Source organism: Limnospira platensis NIES-39 (assembly GCF_026000695.1).
Lineage (GTDB): Bacteria > Cyanobacteriota > Cyanobacteriia > Cyanobacteriales > Microcoleaceae > Limnospira > Limnospira platensis.
Map to the genome: position 1 here is coordinate 4,959,020 of NZ_AP026945.1, position 22,145 is coordinate 4,981,164.

Genomic DNA, 22,145 nt, shown 5'->3' on the forward strand with positions numbered 1-22,145 from the left:
TCTTTTCGCGTTTGATTAGGATTTTCGATACATTGTCCAGCAGATATGACTATGAACACAATCGTTAATTATCATGTTATTGACCCTAAGAATATTGGGGATTTGTTCTCGTCCCCAGTCAATTATTTTCAGTTTCCGGGTTATGAAGTTATCAAGCGAGATATTCGGACTCTGGATAATTCCCCGCCACTAGAAGACGCGGAAACTCTATTGAATCATCATGCGATCGTTGGTGGTGGTGGGTTAATGTTTGACCGCTTTTTGCCGAATTTTCAACGTTTACAAGCTGGTACAAATGGCAATAGTTTGATTTTATGGGGAGCCGGACAGCAGGTTTATCAACTGAAAAATTCCGGTTTAACAGATGGTTCACACTCACCCTATAATAACAATATTTTTGACTATACCCCTTATTTAAAAGATTTTAATTGTATTGGAATTAGGGACTATAATCAAGGTTATGATTGAGTTCCCTGCGTGAGCTGCATGGATGGATTTTTTGATAAGGAATACTCTATTCAGCAGGAATTTGTAGTATTTTCGCATAAAAAATTTCAACTTAAAATTGATTCATTTCCTCGGATGACTAATGAAGGTAACAACTTTGAGGAAATTATTAGTTTTTTGGCTTCAGGGGAAACTATTTTAACCAGTTCTTTCCACGGAGCCTATTGGGGAACACTGCTGGGACGAAAGGTTTTAGCTTTCCCATTTACCAGTAAATTTTTGACCCTAAAACATCCAGTTGCTATGTATCCAGGGATTCATTGGAAACAACCAAAACGGGAGATAAAAATATTGGGAAAAACTCTATATCAGCGATTTGATGAAAGTAAATTTTTGTGCAGTACGGATAATTGGCGATCGCATCTTAAACACTGCCAATCTTATCCGGAAAGTTTACAAGAATGTCGCGATCGCAATAATTGGTTTTATCAGCAAGTCATGAATCACCTAAGTACAGTATAATCTAAATTCATGCAATTTTGACCTTTGGCCCAAAGTTATGCACTCCGACTACCTAAAACGAATCCTCACCGCCCGGGTCTATGATGTCGCCCAGGAAACCCCCCTAGAATTAGCTCCTAGACTATCCGAAAGGTTAAATAATCAAGTCCTCCTCAAGCGAGAAGATATGCAGTCTGTGTTCTCATTTAAACTGCGGGGAGCCTATAATAAAATAGCCCAATTAACCCCGGAAAGCCTCGCCCAGGGAGTAATAGCCGCCTCAGCGGGAAATCACGCCCAGGGGGTAGCTTTGGGAGCAAGTCGCCTAGGAAGTCGGGCAATTATTGTTATGCCAACTACTACCCCAGATGTGAAAGTACAGGCGGTTAAAGCTAGAGGCGGGGAGGTAGTTTTATATGGAGAAACCTTTGATGATGCCTATGCTTACGCGCGCCAATTAGAAGTCGAAAAAAACCTAACTTTTATTCATCCCTTCGATGACCCAGACGTGATTGCTGGACAGGGAACTATTGCCATGGAAATATTAAGGCAATATCAAAAGCCTATTGATGCTATCTTTGTGGCTATAGGAGGCGGCGGTTTGATTTCTGGTATTGCGGCTTATGTGAAACGACTGCGACCAGAAATTAAAATTATTGGGGTGGAACCTGTGGATGCTGATGCGATGTCTCAATCTTTGAAAGCTGGACATAGGGTAAAATTATCCGAGGTGGGATTATTTGCTGATGGGGTGGCGGTGCGACAGGTGGGAGAGGAGACTTTTCGCCTCTGTCAAACTTATGTAGATGATATTATTTTAGTGGGAACTGATGATATTTGTGCCGCGATTAAGGATGTGTTTGAGGATACTAGATCAATTTTAGAGCCCGCTGGTGCATTAGCGATCGCCGGAATGAAAGCCTATGTGGAAAGGGAGAAGCTCAATAATTGTACTTTAATTGCTGTAGCCTGTGGCGCAAATATGAACTTTGACCGTCTGCAATTTGTCGCAGAAAGAGCCGAATTTGGAGAACGACGCGAGGCGATTTTTGCCGTGACAATTCCTGAACAACCGGGAAGTTTACGCAAGTTTTGTAACTGCTTAGGAAAACGTAATCTCACCGAATTTAACTATCGCATTGCCGACGAAAAAGAAGCCCATATTTTTGTCGGTGTTCAAATTAAAGGCCGGGAAGATGCCCAAAAGTTAACAGAAAACTTTGCCGAACATGATTTAATCGCCATCGATTTAACAGATGATGAATTAACTAAAATGCACTTGCGCCATATGGTAGGCGGTCGTTCTCCTCTGGCTCATGATGAGTTATTATATCGTTTCGAGTTTCCCGAACGTCCGGGTGCATTAATGAAGTTTGTCGAGTCTATGAGTCACACTTGGAATATTAGTTTATTTCACTATCGCAACAATGGCTCAGACTACGGCCGTATTGTGGTTGGAATGCAAGTTCCCCCCCAGGAAATGCAGAAATGGCAAGAGTTTTTAGACACCCTAGGATATCGCTATTGGGATGAAAATAAAAATCCTGCCTATAAATTGTTTTTAGGTTAATGATAATTTTCCATGATTAACTGTTCAGGAATTTCGGCAAATTTAGCGACAGTTTTGGGAATGTTATCCCAATCAAAATCCTGAAGTTGCTGTTTGAGGGTTGCCACATAATCGAGTAAAACTGTCGATTGGTGTTCTTGTCCTAACATCTCTAAATTTTGAATAAACTGCTTAATTTCTCGGGAAACTAAAGTTTCTCGTAAATGAGGTAAAGTAAGTTCTACTTCCTGACGCAATTTGGCGGCTAATTCTGGTAATCTCACAGGTTTTAATGAGACTTGATATGATGGCTGTTTATCTGTGGCTTCGGTGAATTGAGTAGAATTTAGGAACTTCTTGAGTTCAGCTACAATTTGTGCTTTAGTCACAGGTTTTGATAAAAAACCATCGCATAATTGCTGCAAATCTTGTTCATGGCGCTGTTGGGGAGATGCTGTTAATAGGACAATGGGAATATGGCTAGTTAGTTCGTTGTGTTTGAGAAACTGGGTGGCTTATCGTCCATCCATACGAGGCATCCGTAAGTCCATAAAAATAATATCTGGCTGATAAATTTGGGCTAACCTAATGGCTTCTTCTCCATCTTTGGCGGTGATGATTGTATGATATGTATTGGCGAAATATTCGGCTAGTAAATCCAGATTAGAACGGACATCATCAGCCACTAAAATACTAGCAGGTTTAAACTGTCCTAAATTATCATCAAGGGCTATTAGAGGCGATAATATTGTGGTTTCTGTGGCTATTTTGACATCAGGGAAATCAAAGGTAAATGTGCTTCCTTGGTTGATTTGGCTTTCCAGATGAATTGAACCACCTAGGAGATGGACTAACCTTTCTGTAATAGTTAAACCTAAACCTGTCCCTCCGTATTTGCGGTTACTTTGACCTTCGCTTTGGGTAAATGAGTCAAAAATCTTCTGTTGGTCTTCGGGAGAAATACCAATACCTGTATCAGTAATGGCAATTTTGAGGTTAATAGAATTATAGGGATGATTTGGTTTGAGTTGTGAACAAGAAGCCATAATTTTAACTGACCCAAATTCTGTAAATTTGATTGAGTTTCCTACAATATTAAATAGAATTTGTCGCAGCCGGACTTCATCCATGATAATACTGTAGGGTATTTCTGGGGCTATATAAACTTGTAGTTTAATGTTTTTTTCCTTGGTTTTTTGTTCAAAAATATGTTCGATTTCATTAATGATGGTGCGGATATTAACGGGTTCATAGTGTAATTGTAATTTCCCGGCTTCGATTTTGGAGAGGTCTAAAATGTCATTGATTAATGCTAACAAAGTGCGACCACTAGAGGCGATCGCCTTAATATAAGAACTAGCTTGAGGGTCGGTAATTGTTGATTGTAATAAATCCGCAAAGCCTAAAACTGCATTCATGGGTGTCCGAATTTCATGGCTCATATTAGCCAAAAATTCGCTTTTCGCGCGGTTGGCGGCTTTGGCTTCCTCCGTCATCTTTTTAAGTCTAATATTTTTATAGGTTAATTCTTGGCGTTGCTCTTTTTCTTGGGAGAGTAGTTGTGCGTGAGCGATCGCAATTCCTAATTGGCGTGCTATCGCTTCTATAAGTTCCATTTCATCAACAGTCCAGACTCGCTTATGGTCGCATTGATGCAGGCTAATAATACCATTAGGTTGACCATGATAGAAAGTGGCGATCGCCAACATGGATTTCAGATTTTCTGACTCTTCAAAATATTCATGGGTCTGCAAAAAAGGAGAAGCCATATTCAGTTCTGATAGCTTAATTAAGCAATCATTTTTATGGCATGAAATCGCCCTATTTTGCTCCACTATGTACTCTATATAAGGGTCATTATCAAAGGCTACCGCCTCCTTTAAATCCCCAAGTAAATGACATGGATGCTGAGAATATTTAGCTACTAAAGCCCCATGGGGCAAAGGATATTTTTGGTAAGTATGAATTAGACAGCAGTTGACTTTAAAGGCTTTACCAATTTGTTCCACTGCCGTTGTGAAAATTTCTTGAACATCTAAACTCTGACGAATTTTCTCAGTAATTCTCTGGATGATTAGGGTTTTTTGTAGTTAATTTTGTAGAGCATTTTCGAGGTTTTTACGATGAGTTATATCTTCAGCAATACCAGTATATCGATAAATGTTTCCCTGTTTATCTCGCACTGGAAAAGCACGAGACTCAATCCAACGAATTGAGCCATCTGGTCTAACAATTCGGTAAGTTTCATTAAAAGCAATACCTTGACTAATTTGCTTATTTAAAGCCTCAGTCATAGCGTTACGGTCTTCTGGATGAACACACATTAACCATAAACTAGGATTTTTATATAAACTATCTCGACTTTGTTGCCAAATTTGCTCATAAGCGGGAGACACATAAAGCATTTCTCCAATAGCGCTATTAATAAAGAAAACTTGATGGATATTTTCGGCTAACTGACGAAACTTTTCTTCACTCTCTTTTAAAGCCAGTTCAGTTTTTTTGCGTTCACGCAGTGCAGCTTGCTGTTCGCTAATATCCGTGTGAGTTCCAATTACCCGCAGCGGTTTTCCGTCGGGACTGCGATACATCACCCGACCCCGATCAAGAATCCATTGATAACTACCATCTTTGCACTGAATACGATGTTCACTAATATATTGCTCTGTTTCATCATTTAGGTGTTTATTTAATGCCTCGAATACTTGCGGTTTATCATCGGGATGTATTCGTTTTTCCCACTCCTCAACATTATCGCTAATTTCCTCATCCCTAAAGCCGAGAAGTTGTTTCCAACGTCGAGAAAAATAAACCTGATTGGTTTGAGCATTCCAATCCCAAACTCCATCACCATTTCCTTCTAAAGCAAATTGCCAACGTTGTTCACTCTCTTGTAAAGCAATTTCCGCTTTTTTGCGGTCTGTAATATCCCTAGCTGCTGCATAAATGCGATCGCCTACGGGAGTAGAACGCCACTCTATCCAACGATAAGAACCATCCTTAGCTTGATAGCGATTGACAAAATTAAGCACCGAATTTTTTTGAGATAAATTTGATATTTGCTCAAGGGTAGGTTGCACATCATCGGGATGCAAAAATTCTATAAAAAACCGACCCTCTAACTCTTCTATGGTATATCCTAAGCTGATTTCCCACTGTTGATTTAATCGCAAAAATCTTCCTTCTAAGTCAGCAATACAAAGCAAATCCATAGCCATGGAAAAAAAATCATATAATTCTTGGGTTTTTTGCTGTAAAGCTAGTTCGGTATTCTGACGCTCAGTTATGTCAAAAATTGCACCATCGAGACCCAGCAAATTTCCCTGTTCATCAAACTTACCCCTACCCTTTTCATCAACCCAACGAATACCACCATCTCGATGAATAATCCGGTATTCTACAATAAATGATTCATGTACAGCTACAGCTTGTAAAATCTCGGTGGCGACAGCTTTTTTGTCATCAGGATGAATGATGTTATTATAGGAGATCACCCGATTGTTGATAACTTCATCCGCTCGATAACCGCAAATATCTTCAATGGCATGGCTGATAAATTTCATCGTCCAATCTTGGTCACAAGCACAGCGATAAATCGCACCAGGAAGATTAGCAAGTAAAGCCCGAAATGATACTTCTGAATATTGAGGATTGAGTACATGGGTGTTTAAATTTTGCAATTTTTCGAGCAAATTGGCTTGTTGAATAGCGATCGCCAAATGTACAGATATAATCTTCAGCAGATCTACTTCCTCTGGTAGCCATTTCCGGCTATCACTACACTGATGAACAATCAAATATCCCCAAATATCTCCACTCACCCAAATAGGAACTATCAAAATTCCCCGCACTTGCAGCCGAGCCAGAAATTCTATATAATCATCTCCTAGATGGGTCTGATAAATATCAGCGATCGCCATTACTTCGTCTATAAATGCCTGATACTTCCAGAATATTGGGGCGATGTTTTCCTCGCTGACAAACCAGCAAATATCCTGAAAAGAGGCAGCTCTTATCTGGAGACTACCATCAGATTCTAAGGGACAAATCAAAGCGCGATCGCTTTGCCACAACTCAGATAATTCCGTGACTACCGTATCAAAAATCGTGTTTAAATTAGCCAACTCAACCATCTGGTTAGCTATTTTGAAAAGCAAGTTTTCCCTAGGAGTCGCCGTAGTAAGTTGGTCTGATCGTGCTAAAATCTGTGGAATCATTGGATTTGTCCCCTGTCTGAATCATCTTAGGAAAAATTAACTCGGAAAATTCACAGTGTAGAGTTATATTCCCGCCCCCGTATCAAATACTGTTGACTGAATCACTAAAAATTATCAATGCCTATGATTCCATTTTGCCAGATTTGCTAACCAAATATCTACCCCCTAAATAAACCATGGTAAAATTTGCCGTTAGTGGGTTGAACCTGGTCTATGGGGTCTATGGGGACAGGGCCCAAGTTCCGGTATAATTCCCAATTCAGTTCAAAACCCCGCTTTGTATTGTTTAAAATAGAGTTTTAAGTTAAGTTCACAGCAGCAATCATGGATAAGCAGCGAATTCTCTCAGGAGTACAACCAACGGGAAACCTACACCTAGGTAACTATCTGGGCGCGATCCGCAACTGGGTAGAAGGTCAGAAACAGTATGATAACTTTTTCTGTGTGGTAGACCTACACGCGATCACGGTTCCCCACAACCCCGCGACTCTGGCGGCGGATACCTACACGATCGCAGCCCTTTATTTAGCCTGTGGTATCGACCCAGAAGATTCAACTATTTTTGTACAGTCCCATATTTCCGCCCACAGTGAGTTAACCTGGCTTCTCAACTGTCTGACCCCCATTAACTGGCTGCAAGATATGATCCAGTTTAAGGAAAAAGCCGTTAAGCAGGGGGAAAATGTCAGTACGGGTTTATTGGATTATCCGGTATTGATGGCCGCCGACATTTTGCTTTATGATGCCGATCGCGTTCCGGTTGGGGAAGACCAAAAACAACATTTGGAACTGACACGGGATATTGCTGGCAGATTTAACCATTTATTCGGTCAACCCGATCAGGAAATTCTCAAAATCCCTGAACCTCTCATTCGTACAGAAGGCGCGCGGGTCATGAGTTTAACTGATGGGACTAAGAAAATGTCTAAGTCTGACCCCTCCGAGTTAAGCCGGATTAACTTATTAGACCCCCCAGATGCGATCGTTAAGAAAATTAAACGCTGCAAAACTGACTCGGTGCGAGGGTTAGCTTTTGATGTTCCAGACCGCCCCGAATGTCATAATCTGCTGAGTCTATATGCTTTGCTCTCTAACCAAACTAAAGCACAAGTGGCGGCTGAATGTGCAGAGATGGGGTGGGGACAGTTTAAACCCCTGCTGACGGAAACGGCGATCGCCGCCCTGACACCTATTCAGGAACGCTACAAAGAAGTCATGAGCGATCGTAGTTATTTAGAGTCTATATTGCGTAGAGGCCGGGAACAAGCTCAGGCCGTAGCCAATCAAACCTTAACCAGGGTTAAAGATGCCCTAGGTTATTCTAAGCCTTTGTAATCTCCCTGCCCTAATTTACGTTTTACCTAACCTCATTTTCTTATCTAAAACAGCCTGCCTTATGAACCGCTTTCGGACTGCTTGTTTGAATCCCAAAGAATTTGTTATTACTGCCGAAGTAGCACCCCCAAAAGGCGGCGATCCCACTCACATGATCGAGATGGCGCGGGGTCTAAAAAAACGCGTCCATGGGGTTAATATTACTGATGGCAGTCGGGCTGTTTTAGGGATGAGTTCCCTAGCTTCCTGCGTGATTCTGCAACATCATGGCATTGAACCGATTTTACAAGTGGCTTGTCGCGATCGCAACCGGATTGGTTTACAAGCCGACCTCCTGGGAGCGCACGCCCTAGGAATTAGGAATATTCTCGCCCTCACAGGTGATCCAGTCAAAGCGGGAGATCATGTTAATGCTAAACCAGTTTTTGATTTTGAATCCGTGCGCCTATTACAAGCTATTAATAAGCTAAATAATGGCATGGATTGGAATGACAAAAAGCTGCCCCATGGTCGGACAGACCTATTTCCGGGAGCCGCAGTAGACCCCCAATCTCCCAGTTTTTCCGGGTTACAAAGTCGTTTTTATCGCAAATTAAAAGCCGGGGCTTGTTTCTTTCAAAGTCAATTAATCACGGATTTTGAAAGGCTCTATAAATTCATGAATCAAGTGGCTTCTGATACGGATAAACCGATTTTGGCGGGAATTTTCCTCCTGAAATCCGCGAAAAATGCCATTTTTATTAACAAATATGTTCCCGGTGTTAACATCCCCGACCACATTATCCACCGTTTAGAAAAATCATCACATCCCCTGGAAGAAGGCATTAAAATTGCGGCGGAACAAGTACAAATTGCACGTCAAATTTGCCGAGGTGTTCACCTTATGGCGGTTAAACGAGAAGACCTCATCCCGAAAATATTAGATGCAGCCAATATCCCCCCATTACCATAATAGCGGAGGGTAGAACCATGGAGTTTTCGATATGATGGGATACAGCCAACTCCAGGAGAAGCCACCGCGCGTCTACACCCCTTTCCCCCTGGGGGAGGGGCTTCAGAATGTACTTGATGGCTAGAGAAGGCGAAGCTGTTACCAAAACTGGTGAAGGTGATTTGAATCAGGTCTGACTAACCGAGTAGATGAAGTTGGCATTTGGGCGCAATAATTCAATCAAATGGTAAAGCAACTCAAGGATTTATTCAATACATTATCATAGCCCTCAGAACTGAGAAATTATCCCAAGCCAATCAAGAGATTCTTAGCTTCAATGTGACCAAAATCTAACTTTTGCCATAATTCCCCCCAAATTACCATGAGCGACAATATAACCGAGGTGCGATCGCCTAATATTTCCATTCATCCCCCCACGGCTTTTGTCGCGGCTAATTTAAGGCGGATTCTACCAGATTGGAACTCTGATGATGTTTGGATAGTGATTTTTTTACAGCGATCGCAGTTCCCCTTAACCACAACTAATGATATAATTGAGCAGGAGAAAAACCGATTATGCGATCGCTTTTTAGAATTCGCCCAACCCGTAGCCCAACAACTTAATTCCCAGGGATGGATGACCGATATTATCTACCCTCCCAGCGGTTATCCGTTGCTGTCGAAACCCGGAGAAATCCACCATAGTGATGCTTTAACTGTCGCGACATCCTTAAACCTTTCTCTGCAAAAGGGACCCTGTACCATCGTAATTCATCCCCAATGGGGAACCGCCGTTTATCCCAGTGTGTTGATATCCTCTGCGCCGCCAGATGAAATCAACAAAGCTATCGATTTTGCTGGCTATCGCGTCGCCCCAACTCATAAACCCCACAGGTAACCGCCGCAATGACTCCCACACTGATAGACCAAGAAGGTCCCAACCCCAATTCAACTCCCCAATTCAATAATCCCCCCACCATTAGAAACGGTACAACGCTGAAGATAGAAGCAAAAAAAATATTTCCCGACTCCCTGCTAGTGCGCGTTTCCTCAAATTGTTCATCTGACCCATAAAAGGGACGTTCAGCCCAATCTAGCCACCCCGTGAGTTTTTCCATGAGTAATTCACTGAGGGGGGAAAACCCCAAACTTAATGCCAGCGACCATAACGCCGTCCCAGCCATAGCCGTTGTATTCAACGGGAACCAACCCAGAAATATCGATATAACAGGGGTTTCCATCGCCCATGAAAAATAATCAGTTAACATTATGTTCTGTTTATGCCTAATGGTGGCAGAATATCAAATGTGTGCTATACGGGAATTGATTTAAATATAACCCTTGTGGGTGCATCCGGTAATTCATTAATAGATTTTGGTGATTGAGGAATCAATAATCATGGCAAAACTCAACCCCCTGCAAGTTTTCAAGCGTCCGACCCTTCTGAAACGAATGCTATGGGTTCTGGTAGGTTTCGTGTGTCTGACTCTAATTCCTTGGGGGGGACAACAGTTAGATATAGGTGCAACTAAGGCATCAGCCTCCCAAGTAGCGGTAGGGGTCGATTGGGGTAATGCTTCTTTTCCGGTGGAAAATTTCCAGCAGTATACATCACCTTTTGGCTATCGTGCTGGTGGGTTTCACTATGGTTTAGACTTAGCCGCACCTATGGGGAGTTATATCCGCAATTGGTGGAGCGGACAGGTAGTCGAACTCTGGGAGGATAATCGCTGCGGCACGGGAATTATTATCCAGTCAGGACAGTGGGAACATATCTATTGCCACGTTCAGGGTCATGTACAAAGTAATGCTAATGGTACTTACTTTATTGACCGTGGCGGCGGTCTGGAACTTCGCAAAGGTCAAATTGTGGCAGCCGGGACTAGAATTGCGCGGGTTGGGATGACCGGGAGAACTACCGGACCTCACTTGCACTGGGGACTCAAGTATAGTAATCGGTGGGTTGATCCGGCCCGTGTTCTGATTGCTATGTATCATCAACAAAACCAGCGTTTGTCTCAACGTTGAACAAATAGCTGGTTAGGTTTTGTGGGGCGCGGAGTATAGGTTCATACTGTGCGCCCGGTTGTTTTGTTTTTTGTGGGTCTGTTAGGATTGCTAACAGGGCTCAATTTAGCCTCGGGAAAGTAGATCAATGGATACCCGTTCCGATGGACTGCCTTGGGAAAAGGTGGGCAATTCTACGGAACTTTGATGTAATGCTGCTACTGGGTTAGTGGCGTTGCAGGCATAGGTGTTGTTAGTATCGCCGTGGGCGAAGAAATCACAGGATTTACTTGGGCTGGACTGTTGCCAAGTACAGTCAAGGGCTGCATAGTAAGCATCCTCATTTCGGCGTTGCAGACATCTAGCCCAGGCTTCAGGATCGTAACCTGAACCGAGACATTGGAGAGTGAGACCTAAACCAATGGCTTTTAAGGCGCAGTCGGCATTCACACTACAGCCGTTTTTGTGGAAGACACCGAAGCTGTCTCTGTTGATTTCTTGTTTACCGCCAGTGTGCAAGCCATCCATTTGGCCAGGATCATTAAGTAAATCTTCGGTGGTAATTCCTAGGAAATCTGCTACATCATAGACAAAATCTGTTTGGTCATCATTGAGGACTTCGCCATTAAAGATTAATTCCTCATCTGGTTCTTCTGGTGGCATTGCCCAAGGGGGAAAGGCGGCGGCGGGAGAAACACTCCAGCCTACTACCAAGAAAGAGACGGTGCCGATGGTTGTTAGTAATTTTTTCATAGTTAGTTATAATTTAGAATCAGTTGGTGAGGGAATTTCACAGTTAATAGCCGGGGTCTGAATCCATCAAAAAATCAAGACAATTATGGGTTGCTGAAGTCGCTTAACTTTCCTCCAGCATAGCTAAAGATAGGTGTTGATGTCAATATTTGTTGTGTAAAGATGTTGTAAAATCTGAGAAAATTATGTAAAGGTGGTTGAGGGTGATTGTCTACTCAAAATCTGCTGTCAAGTCAGTATTTTCACGGAAAAAGTGGCTAGGGTTTTGGGGATAAAGGGGAAGCCGGCAATCAATATTGAGCGGAAAAATGGTGGCGAGAGGGTGGTTTTGAGGTAATATCATAGCGAGTTCAGGGTGAAGGTAGCTCAGGATAGAATGGGAGAGTCTCAGTAAAAATACGGAAAGTGATAGTGTTATGAAAGGAACAACTCGAAATCAAATCCCGTCCCAGGCTGCTGGATTTTTGAGGCTGGCGGGGGTGATTTTATTCTTTTTTGCCCTAATTAACTATATTTTGCTGTTTGTGCCACCGAATTTTGGGGATCTGAGATGGCAATTGAATTTTACTACTCAGATGGTAGAACAAGGGGTGATTCCGGTGTTGGCGATCGCCTTAATGTTTTGTGCGTACGGGTTACAGGAGGTAGCTGGTCTATCACCAGAAAAGCCTAAACAGGGGTTCAACAGTCTGAAATTTTGGGTTTATGTGATTTCTGGCATTCTGGGGGTGATGTATTTAGTGCTGATTCCCCTGCACGTTGGCACTACTATAGCGGCGAGTAATGAAACGATTGAGAAAATTAATCAGGATGCAGCGACGGCCCAAGTACAGCTAGAGGAACGTCTGCAAGAACAACAAACGCAGATGTTAGCTATCTTAGGCAATCAGCAGCGCTTAGAAGATTATATCCAAGAACAACAGCTTACGGAAGCACAATTAGCCCGCCTGCAACAATTTCAGGAAAACCCGGAAGTGTTGGGAGTCCAAAGCGATGCTATTGGCCAAGAACTGAAACGGGAAATTGAAAACCGTCGGCGAGAGGCGGAAAAGCGATCGCAACTGGGGACTTTCAAATCTAATCTGCGGGTAGGCTTAGGTAGCTTACTGCTGGCTAGTTGCTATTTGACTATCGCCTGGAGTGGCTTAATCAACAAACGCAGTCGCAAAAAAGCGGTTTAAATGGTCAAATTTGCTGGGCTTCATTGGTCAGGGCTTCCTTGACTCTTTCTAACTCGGCTTGAATCTGAGTATAAAATGATTCCGCCGATGGTTGAGGAATGGGGACACCTGCATCTACTCCTTGACGGCCCATAATTTCTAGTTGCAGACATAATTCCGATAAACCAAAAGCGCCCAAAGTGCCACTGATGGATTTAAGGGAATGGGCTGCCTGTTTTAAGGCGATCGGATCATTTTTTTGGAGGGCTATTTGAATAGTTTTGAGAAGTTCGGGGGCACTTTCGATGTACATTTCGGCTATTTCTTCTAAGGCTTCTATCTCTCGCAGTCCTTGTAAAACAGTGGGATCAAGAATGGGGGAAGATTTGTGATCATCGGTGGTATTGGCATATACTGAGGGTACAATGACATCGCAGGTGATGGGGCGACAGTTGCTGAGAACTTTCACTAATTGTTCCATACGGATAGGTTTGCTGATATAGTCGTCCATTCCTGCTGCTATACATTCAGCCCGATCGCTTTCCATAGCATTGGCTGTAACGGCGATAATACGAGGGCGTGGGGAGTAGGGGTTGTCATTGCTATCATAGCGTTTTTTAATCTGTCGGGCTGCCTCTAAGCCATCCATAATGGGCATCTGCATATCCATTAAAATGACATCATAGGGCTGTCTTTCTAGGGCTTCGAGAACTTCTAAACCATTCCCGGCGACATCAGCCCTATATCCCATTCTTTGCAGAATTTGTAGGGCGACTTTTTGGTTAACTAGGTGATCCTCGGCTAATAAAATCCGCAGGGGGAGTTTTTCTGCTAACAGGGGAATATCTTGGGGCGATCGCATTTGGTTGCGACTCCAATTTTTAATCTGTAGAGGTTCCCCACACAGGACGTTAATCAGAATATTGTATAGGGGTGATTGTTTAATGGGTTTATTGAGAAAGGCGACAAAATCTCGATGATCGGTGGGGTTAAAATTTTGTTGACCGACGGAAATTAACATGACTAAGGGGAGGTCAACGCCGGCTGAAGTTTGTCGGACTTGGGTGGCAAAATTGAACCCGTCTAAATTGGCGATTTCCATTTCCACAATGGCGATATCAAAGGTTTTACCTTGTTTTAACCAGGCGATCGCTTCTGTGGGGCTGTCGGTATCTTCTACCACTAAACCCCAGCATTGAACTTGCTTGGTCAAAATTTGGCGATTGGTGGGGTGAGAGTCAATAATTAATAGTCGTTTTCCGGCTAATTCATCAGCATGATTCCACTGTGGTAATAAATTCTGGCTACTCTGAACTACTATGGAAAAATAGAATGTAGATCCCTGTGTGGGAGTATCTTTATTTATCTGCCAATTTTCTGGGGGATGACCACCGATCGCATCACCACTGACTACCCACATTTTACCCCCCATCATTTCGGCCAGTCGCTGACTAATAGCTAGACCTAATCCTGTCCCGCCATATTGTCGATTCGTGGAAGCATCAACCTGACTAAAGGACTTAAATAAACGATTCATGCGATCGACCGGAATACCAATACCTGTATCCGACACTGCTACCTCAATTTGATAGTGGGTAGAATACATAGATTTTGCAGTCAATTCTAAATCCGAAAACAGTGGTTTTGCTGACACTGATACCAACACTTCACCCCGGGCGGTAAACTTAACGGCGTTGCTGAGTAAATTCACTAAAATTTGCCTAACTCTTGCCATATCTCCCACCACTTCATTGGGGGTATAAGCATCAATGAAATATCCCAATTCTAGGGATTTACTCGCGGCTTTGGTCGCCAATAAGTCCAGGGATTCTTCAAGACAAGTGCGTAAACTAAAGGGGAAGGCTTCTAGGTCTAATTTTCCTGATTCTATTTTGGAGAAATCTAGGATATCATTAATTAAAGAAAGTAGGGCATCACTACTGCTGCGAATGGTTTCGACAAAATCCTGTTGAACTAGACTTAAAGGAGTATCTAATAACAATCCGGTCATCCCAATTACTGCATTCATGGGAGTCCTAATTTCATGGCTCATAGTGGCTAAAAATTCACTTTTGGCACGAGTGGCTGCGAGAGCCTCATCCCTGGCTTCACTCAATTCTTGGGCGGTTTGCTGTCGTTCTATTTCACTACCTATCCACTGCGCCATGAGTTTTAATAGTTCTTGGTCAACGGCTCTAAATGGCTCATTTAAAGGGTTTTGACTCCAAAAACAAAGAGTTCCATAAACCTGACCATAGACTTTAATAGGAATAGCCATATATGCCTCAATTTGCCAGCAATTTTCATCGGCATAAGAGGGGAATCCGGAGACTAACACTGATTCAAAAATCAGGGGGTTTTCAGCCTTTAATGTCGCCAAAATCAACGGATTATTTAAATCAAAATTATCCCCAAATGACCAGCTATTATTATGGTCAATTCCTGCCATAATTTGGGCGGAAGGCTGGGGGGTGCCTAGGTTCAATATCTGGTTAATTATACCGACTTCTAAGTGGAATTTATCACAGCCCAACTTGAGGATTTGCTGGAGTTGTTCTTGCCAGTCTAAATGACGAGATGAGGTGATTTGATAAAGACTCCTAATTGAGGCTTCGCTGTCTTGTAGTTCCTGTTCCCGCTGTTTGCGATCGCTAATATCTCTGGAGACACCCAGAATTTCTTGGACTCTCCCGGTTTCGGGATGATAAATGGCGCGACTGGTGGTTTCAAACCAAATATATTCGCCGTTTTTGTGGCGGATACGATAGGTTAGAGTATAGGATACTTTTTGACTTAAAACAATTTCTAATGTCTTGCTGAGTGTGTTAAGGTCATCTGGGTGAAAAAATTTACTGGGGTGTTGACCAATTAAACTTTCCGGCTCATATCCTAATAGCAACGAACAGGCGGGGGAGGCGTAGCGGATCAAACCTCGGCGAGAGTGATGAGTAATTAAATCGGTGGAATATTCCGCCATTAGCCGATATCTTTCTTCACTATCCTGGCTTTGAATGTTAGCTTGTTCTAAGGCTTCTAACATTTGATTAATGGTTTTTCCTAAGCTGGATAGTTCATCTTCCCCTGGGGGTACTGTTAGCCGTAGGGATGGATCGCGACTTTGGCCGATTTGATTAATTTTGTAGGTGAGGTCTAAGAGTCTGGCTAAAATCAGTTTTTCAAATACCAGTATGGTAATTGCACTTAAAATTATGCCGATCAAAAATAGGGAAAATGTTAGATAAATTAGGCTGGTGCGACCTTGGCGGAAAATGGGGCGATCGCTTTTGATTTGCAGGTTGAGAATCGGTCGATTATAAATGTCTAGGAGGGGAATAGACCCTAGAATAGTGGAAGTGTCTACGGGTTGAACTCTGATGGGGTCTTCGGTATTGATGATCTCTTGGGTTTGTTGGGGGTCTAGAGGACTCCAAGGGGTGATTTCTAAGGAAAGTTGGGTAATTTGAGTTAGGCGATCTATTTCTTTAGCATCAAGATAGCGACCTACTACTAGGGTTCCTCGGCTTGGTCCACGGGCAATACTGGTAAGAATGGGACGGGCCGATAGCAGCAATGGGCCTTCTGGTAACATGACGATCCCTATTGTGGGACAGGGGATTTCCTCTTCTTTCTCAAAACAAGACCGGGAGGGGTTGGAAAATGACAGACTGACTGATTTTAGGTGGGGGGAGAGACTGGGAGGAATGGCGGTTTCGGTTTGGTTGTTGATGTCGAAACCTTTGCTGAAGACGATTTGACCTTGGCTATCTATCAGAATGAAGAGATTTAGCCTCAGATCCATAAACATAGTGTTAGCTAGGTTAGATCGCACATATCGGCTATTTTGTTGATTGATAAAGGCATAGGTATCATCCCATTTGGCTTGATCTTGAGCGATCGTATCTAAATTAGCCAGGTCATCCTCTAAGGCTTTAATTACCCGGACTACATCCTGATGCACCGACTCAATCTCCAGATTACGGAAATTCTGAATCAGGATACAGGATGCTGTTGTATACAACACCACAATTAGGCTAATTAGTGCTGCGCCAATAATGAGCAATGTCTTCTTGTGCAATTTCATAATCTTCCTCCGAGAAACCCCATCCCCTTGTGGGTGGGGAGGGATAGGAACAGCAATTGATATAGAGTGGGCGGGACCCCCAAAAGTGCATCATTCAAAAGCCATTTGAGTGCCATGGGTATTGTGCAAAGTCAGTTCTGCTATTTCTCCCTCGCCAACCACTGGTTTAAAGTAATACAACCATCACTTCCCCTACTAACATACAATCCTGTTGCTTTCTGGGTAATTCCCCTCCGTTGTCCCAAGACTCCCTGGAGTAAGTCTGGTTGGCTTGAAAAAAATCTTTAACCATAAGGTTTGACAGTTAGGAACTAGCGACCCATTCCCAGGTAAGAACTTCAACCCTTGCTCCCAAGGTAGACCCGGAAAGTCTCTCGAATGTTCCACCCAGGTCTGTCAACTAAACTCACTTAGGTTTGTGGCTGTGGTCAGCCTGATCCCTTTGTGGGGGGTTATTGACGGCGTTTTGCCTTGATGATGCTTCTACGAAACAACTGGGATGAGTAAATAAAGTTAGCACCCAACCACCCGGAAAGGCTTGGTTATTTGTAACCTGACATCAAAATAGAGACTAATAAACCCATAATCTGTTGATCCAACTTAAAACTAAGGTAGATACTTTGATTGTAGCCTAGGTTGTTGGTAAAGTTGGCTAATTACATCCATAGGACCAGTTATAGCCTTGTAGGAAGCCCTGGGGTTGAGAAATTGTCTCTGATCCGTTGATGGGTGCTTCTAGGCTTGAAAGGGATTTTCAAAATTAGGATAACGTTGATCAATTTGGTGGGCTTTTTTGGTGAACCAATTAAACAAGAGGTTAAATAGTTGAATTTGCCTCAAAACTTTCTGTGGATCAGATAGGTGAGTGGTCGGCAAAGTCTGTCCGATTTCCTTCAAGACTAAACCCAAGGGAATCTTGATTTCCTCTTGTAGTTTTAGACACCGGGTAAATAGGGGCGCATAAGCAGAAATCAACGAACCTACACCGCCTCGCGCTTGGCCCCATCCGATATAATATAGCCCTTTATAATCATCTAAAAATGCTCCCCCATAACACTGTACAGTCGCTCCCTTGACTCTTTGTAATTCGGGAGGAAGAAAGGGATAGGAAACATGATAGCCTGTGCCACAAACTATTAAATCAAAGGCTTCTCGGGTGCGATCGCTAAATTCTACATCCGAACCGTCTAATTTATCGACGGCGGGTTTGGGGGTGATTTTACCATGTTTGATATAGTAGGGTACTTCATTATTTAAGGTGGGGTGTTTATCGAAAATCCGATATTTTGGTTTGGGTAAACCATAGTTTTCATGACTGCCAAAAGTTAGCTTGATTATACCATAAGATATTAATCTTTGCAAGGCTTCAGGCATCCACCAACGAATTAAATCCGATAGGGGAACCCCAGCAAAGGTTTTGGGAATAAACCACACAGACTCCCGCAGGCTTAACACCGATTTTTGACCGACTCTGGCGGCTTCGGCTGCTAGGTCACAGGCGGAGTTACCACCACCAATTATTAAAACCCGTTTACCCCGGAGTTGGTCGGGATTTTTGTAGTCTTTAGAATGGATGATTTCACCGTTGAATTTTCCGTTAAATTCGGGAAATCTTTTGCACCAATGATGACCATTACATATAATCACCCCTTTATAAATTCGCTTTTCTCCATTATCAAAGCTGACTAACCAGAGATTATTGGCGATAGGATTAACTAGGGTAACGGTGCGTTTTAGTTCAATGTTGGGGCGCAGATTAAAAGCATCAGCAAAATGGTTTAAGTAGTCTCGCATTTGTTTGGCACTAGGAAAATCTGGATAATCATTCGGCATCGGAAAATGAGTAAATTGGGTGATTTTCTTGGAGGAAATAATATGGGCGGTTTCATAGACACCATGATACCAATTACCACCAATATCATCACTAGCATCTACTTGATCATAGGTAATTTTAGCGGCTTTTAAACCTTCGGCTATACCTAATCCGACAAATCCGGCTCCGATAATTAAATATTTGTCGGCAGTTTCTGGGTTGTTTTTTAATGTTGTAAAAGTCATATTTTGGGATTTTTCACAAGTTTTTTATCAGCTAAAACCGAGATTTTATTTAATAAAAAAGGTGTATAGCGCTTGAGTAAATGAATTAAATTTGCCGGGGAGTCTGGAAATACATGGAGTTGATTAGATTTAATCCCTCGTAAGGTCGCTTTCATGACCTGCTGAGGGTCGGTTAACCAAGCCTCTGGTAAACCTTGATAATTAGTGGCTAGGGTTCCATATTTTTCGGCATCTAAAATTGGGGTGCGACTAAAAAATGGGTAGACAGCAGTTACTTTGACATTATAGGATTTTACCTCATCAAAGAGTCCCTCACTAAAGCCTCGTAAGCCAAATTTACTGGCGCAATAGTGGGTTAAACCAGCTTTGCCACTCCAACCAGCTACGGAGGAAATATTGACGATATGACCTTGGCGGCGGCTAATCATATCCCCTACAAATAGACTGCTTAAACGCATGGGTGCGATCAGGTTAACTTCCATGAGAGTTTCCCATTTTTCTGGGGGTGTTTCGTCCATACGACCATAGATGGCTAGTCCGGCATTATTGATTAAAATATCGATGGGAATTTCTAGGCTTTGGACTTGATTAAATAGGGTTTCGCATCCCTCACGGTTCGATAAATCAGCTGCAAAACAGGCGAGGATTTCTCCGGTTTTAATCTCCTGTTTAATTAGTTGTGCTTGGTGGCTGAGAGTCGGTTGATGGCGATCGCTTAAAATTAAACGGCTACCTGCTGCTAATAATTGGCGGGTGAGTTGTTGACCAAATCCGCCAGTGGCTCCCGTTAAAACAACTGTGGCATTTTCTAATTTAGTCATGGTTAAATTTTCGGAGATTTTAGCATGGTTGATAATAGCACAGACCAGGGAATATTTACATTAGGAATTAGTGATGCGGATTTTTGCAGTTGCGGCCATTTCATGGAGAGTAAAAAACGCAGCGATCGCAGAGAAACTGGACGATTACCATTTTCATCTACTAGATTATACTCTTGAGCCCGTTCGGCGACAATTTGCAGGCGACCACTGCGACGCATAATATTAGGATCGGCTGCTAATGCTGCAATAACTCTCCCTGTTAATAGGGGTGTTTCCCAATTATAGCGGTCAACAAGCGATCGTATTGCTGGATCATCTGTGGTGACATTAGAGGCTTCTATTTCCGTGGCGACCCGAGACATATGTTCTGTGTTAACAATTCCTGGCCAAACGGCAACGGAAGCGACATTATAGGGTTGAAGTTCAGTCGCAAAATCCGCAGCTAGGCGATCGCAGGCAGATTTTCCAATCCCATAAACCGCACTAAAAAGATAGGAAAATCCCCCCCAAGATGAAATAGTACAGATTAAACCTTGACGACGTTTAACCATCATTCTAGCTGCTAAAACCGCCGCCACATAATGACTGCGTAAGCCTACATTATTAATCTCATCCCAAACTTGCGGTTCACTTTCCCAAAAGGGTTTACCCTGCATTTCTGTTAAAGTTCGTACTCCCGCGTAGGCGTTATTTACCAATAAATCAAGTTGTCCCTGTTGTTCTTGGTCAATGCGATTAAAAAGTAATTCAACCTGTTGATCATCACTGTGATCAACCGGAATCGCGATACATTTACCCCCGGCTTTTTCCACCGCTAACTGAGTTTCTGCTAAACTGCCTCCGACGGCATCATTGGCTTGCGATAGGCTGCGACCTGTGATATAAACAGTAGCCCCAGCTTCCCCTAAACCAATGGCAATTCCTTTACCTAATCCTCTGGATGCGCCCGTGACTAAAGCGACTTTACCTGTTAATTGGCTCATGTTTGATTAGTGCTATAATTAAATGATTTTGGTCGGGGTAATTAATTAATAACTACCCCTTTCTGGTAAAATTTACGCGGCGGCTTTGATGATTTCATCGTCCGTGGAAAAGTCTACCTCCCCTTGATTGCTATTGATTATATAATCATTTTGGAAGGAATCTTTTAATCCAGAAATGAGATCATATTTGGGTTGCCAATTGAGTTGATTTATGGCTTTGTGAACATCGGCGAAGAAATGCTGAACTCGCAGGGGAAATGCTTTGCGTTTCCCGAAATCAAACTTTTTGGGGTCATAATGAATTAATTGCAGGTCATCTGGGGACTGACCCGCAGCGATCGCACAGGCTTTAGCTAAACCATCAAAGGTGACAAAGCGATCGCCTGAGATATTATAAATTTGACCAATAGCCGTTTGATTTCCTAATACTGCTACCATCGCATTCGCTAAGTCTTCCACATGACCTAATTGGGTAATGTGCATTCCATTACCGGGAACAGGAATCGGACGTTTAGCAACAATGCGATCGAAAAACCAGGACTCTAAGGGGTTATAATTTTGCGGTCCGTAGATGTAAGTTGGTCGAATTGATGTCCAAGGAATTCCCACTTTTTGCAAGTAGGTTTCCGTTTCATATTTCCCTAAATGGCGACTTTTTGGATCGGTGGGATCTCCTTCAATATGAGGCATTTGATCAGACTTGAGATAGACTCCGGCTGAACTCATATAAACAAAGTGTTTCACCTGACCATTAAATAAGTCTGCTAAGGGTTGGGTATCACTTAATTGGCGACCATTATTGTCAAAAATGACATCAAAGGTTTCACCGGATAGCTTTTCCTGCAGTTGTTGGCTATCAGTGCGATCGCCATGAATTTGTTTAATTCCTTCTACCGGACTCGGTTTATTTCCCCGATTAAATAACACCACTTCATGACCCTGGCTGACTAAAATTTTCGTGAGATAAACCCCGATAAACCTAGTACCACCCATGATTAAAATTCGCATTTTATCCATCTCCTAATGATTGATTTTTATGGTTGAGAGTAAACTGGTCACGATAGTTGACTAATGTCTAGCCAGAAACCATAATACCATGGGGTTATACAACTTCTAACTAAAGTGGTAGGAATAGATCCCAATGGTCACTAAATTAATCTTATATGATTCTGGGTATTGATACCAACAAGTTATACAATAGCACAATTAGCCGATGACCAGACCCTATCCAAAAGCGATTTTAGCAGTTACTACAGTTTTCAAGCTATACTGACAACAGTTGAAATTCAAAGTTGTCAGGTA

16 protein-coding genes and 1 pseudogene are annotated in these 22,145 nt (G+C 42.7%); 8 read left to right on the forward strand and 9 right to left on the reverse strand.

The window, feature by feature from the left end:
• Positions 1–51 precede the first annotated feature (51 nt).
• The 3 genes from N39L_RS24520 to ilvA are packed head-to-tail and all read left to right on the forward strand — an operon-like array spanning position 52 to position 2,518.
• On the forward strand, positions 52–468 hold the full coding sequence (locus tag N39L_RS24520; protein WP_014276651.1) for a hypothetical protein: 417 nt from the start codon (positions 52–54) through the stop codon (positions 466–468).
• A gap of 18 nt (positions 469–486) precedes the next feature.
• Positions 487–969 (forward strand): hypothetical protein, encoded by a 483-nt coding sequence (locus N39L_RS24525; RefSeq protein ID WP_231851995.1) that lies wholly within the window; start codon positions 487–489, stop codon positions 967–969.
• Between the two features lie 37 nt (positions 970–1,006).
• Complete coding sequence (gene ilvA, locus N39L_RS24530) at positions 1,007–2,518, forward strand: threonine ammonia-lyase, biosynthetic (RefSeq protein WP_006620198.1); 1,512 nt, start codon at positions 1,007–1,009, stop codon at positions 2,516–2,518.
• Here the strand turns inward: ilvA and N39L_RS24535 are convergent.
• Positions 2,515–6,714, reverse strand: a pseudogene (locus tag N39L_RS24535) (PAS domain-containing protein). The gene ilvA and the pseudogene N39L_RS24535 sit on opposite strands and share 4 nt — an antisense overlap.
• 324 nt (positions 6,715–7,038) lie before the next feature.
• Between N39L_RS24535 and trpS the strand changes: the two are divergent.
• From trpS to N39L_RS24550, 3 genes are all read left to right on the forward strand, one after another.
• The gene (gene trpS, locus N39L_RS24540; RefSeq protein WP_014276656.1) at positions 7,039–8,049 is read left to right on the forward strand and encodes a tryptophan--tRNA ligase; all 1,011 of its coding nucleotides are present in this window, start codon (positions 7,039–7,041) and stop codon (positions 8,047–8,049) included.
• Positions 8,050–8,110: 61 nt separating this feature from the next.
• Complete coding sequence (locus N39L_RS24545; protein ID WP_014276657.1) at positions 8,111–9,001, forward strand: methylenetetrahydrofolate reductase; 891 nt, start codon at positions 8,111–8,113, stop codon at positions 8,999–9,001.
• A 361-nt stretch (positions 9,002–9,362) separates the two neighbouring features.
• On the forward strand, positions 9,363–9,878 hold the full coding sequence (locus N39L_RS24550; protein WP_014276658.1) for a methylmalonic aciduria and homocystinuria type D protein: 516 nt from the start codon (positions 9,363–9,365) through the stop codon (positions 9,876–9,878).
• Here the strand turns inward: N39L_RS24550 and N39L_RS24555 are convergent.
• On the reverse strand, positions 9,826–10,248 hold the full coding sequence (locus N39L_RS24555; RefSeq protein WP_006620193.1) for a hypothetical protein: 423 nt from the start codon (positions 10,246–10,248) through the stop codon (positions 9,826–9,828). The two genes, N39L_RS24550 and N39L_RS24555, sit on opposite strands and share 53 nt — an antisense overlap.
• Positions 10,249–10,378: 130 nt before the next feature.
• Here N39L_RS24555 and N39L_RS24560 point away from each other — a divergent pair, with 130 nt between their 5' ends.
• Positions 10,379–11,008, forward strand: a complete 630-nt coding sequence (locus N39L_RS24560) for a M23 family metallopeptidase (RefSeq protein WP_006620192.1) — start codon at positions 10,379–10,381, stop codon at positions 11,006–11,008.
• 105 nt (positions 11,009–11,113) lie between these two features.
• Here the strand turns inward: N39L_RS24560 and N39L_RS24565 are convergent, their stop codons facing one another.
• Positions 11,114–11,740, reverse strand: coding sequence for a hypothetical protein (locus N39L_RS24565; protein WP_014276660.1), 627 nt, complete (start codon positions 11,738–11,740; stop codon positions 11,114–11,116).
• A gap of 416 nt (positions 11,741–12,156) precedes the next feature.
• Here N39L_RS24565 and N39L_RS24570 point away from each other — a divergent pair, with 416 nt between their 5' ends.
• Entirely contained in the window at positions 12,157–12,921 is a 765-nt protein-coding gene (locus tag N39L_RS24570; RefSeq protein WP_006620190.1) for an HpsJ family protein, read from the forward strand.
• Between the two features lie 4 nt (positions 12,922–12,925).
• On the opposite strand, the gene N39L_RS24575 is transcribed toward N39L_RS24570, so the two are convergent.
• The 6 genes from N39L_RS24575 to N39L_RS24600 all read right to left on the reverse strand — a co-directional run bounded on the left by N39L_RS24575 (position 12,926) and on the right by N39L_RS24600 (position 21,851).
• Positions 12,926–16,981: a CHASE4 domain-containing protein gene (locus N39L_RS24575; RefSeq protein WP_006620189.1), complete on the reverse strand. Its 4,056-nt coding sequence runs from the start codon at positions 16,979–16,981 to the stop codon at positions 12,926–12,928.
• A 166-nt stretch (positions 16,982–17,147) separates the two neighbouring features.
• On the reverse strand, positions 17,148–17,273 hold the full coding sequence (locus tag N39L_RS24580; protein WP_286131463.1) for a hypothetical protein: 126 nt from the start codon (positions 17,271–17,273) through the stop codon (positions 17,148–17,150).
• Between the two features lie 443 nt (positions 17,274–17,716).
• Positions 17,717–19,039, reverse strand: coding sequence for a flavin-containing monooxygenase (locus N39L_RS24585; RefSeq protein ID WP_006620188.1), 1,323 nt, complete (start codon positions 19,037–19,039; stop codon positions 17,717–17,719).
• Positions 19,036–19,860, reverse strand: a complete 825-nt coding sequence (locus tag N39L_RS24590; protein ID WP_014276662.1) for an SDR family NAD(P)-dependent oxidoreductase — start codon at positions 19,858–19,860, stop codon at positions 19,036–19,038. The genes N39L_RS24585 and N39L_RS24590 overlap by 4 nt, the downstream gene beginning before the upstream one ends.
• Before the next feature lie 2 nt (positions 19,861–19,862).
• Positions 19,863–20,843 carry an SDR family NAD(P)-dependent oxidoreductase gene (locus tag N39L_RS24595; RefSeq protein WP_006620186.1) on the reverse strand — a complete coding sequence of 327 codons (981 nt, stop codon included), beginning with the start codon at positions 20,841–20,843 and terminating at the stop codon, positions 19,863–19,865.
• A 72-nt stretch (positions 20,844–20,915) separates the two neighbouring features.
• Complete coding sequence (locus tag N39L_RS24600; protein ID WP_006620185.1) at positions 20,916–21,851, reverse strand: NAD-dependent epimerase/dehydratase family protein; 936 nt, start codon at positions 21,849–21,851, stop codon at positions 20,916–20,918.
• Positions 21,852–22,145: the final 294 nt, after the last annotated feature.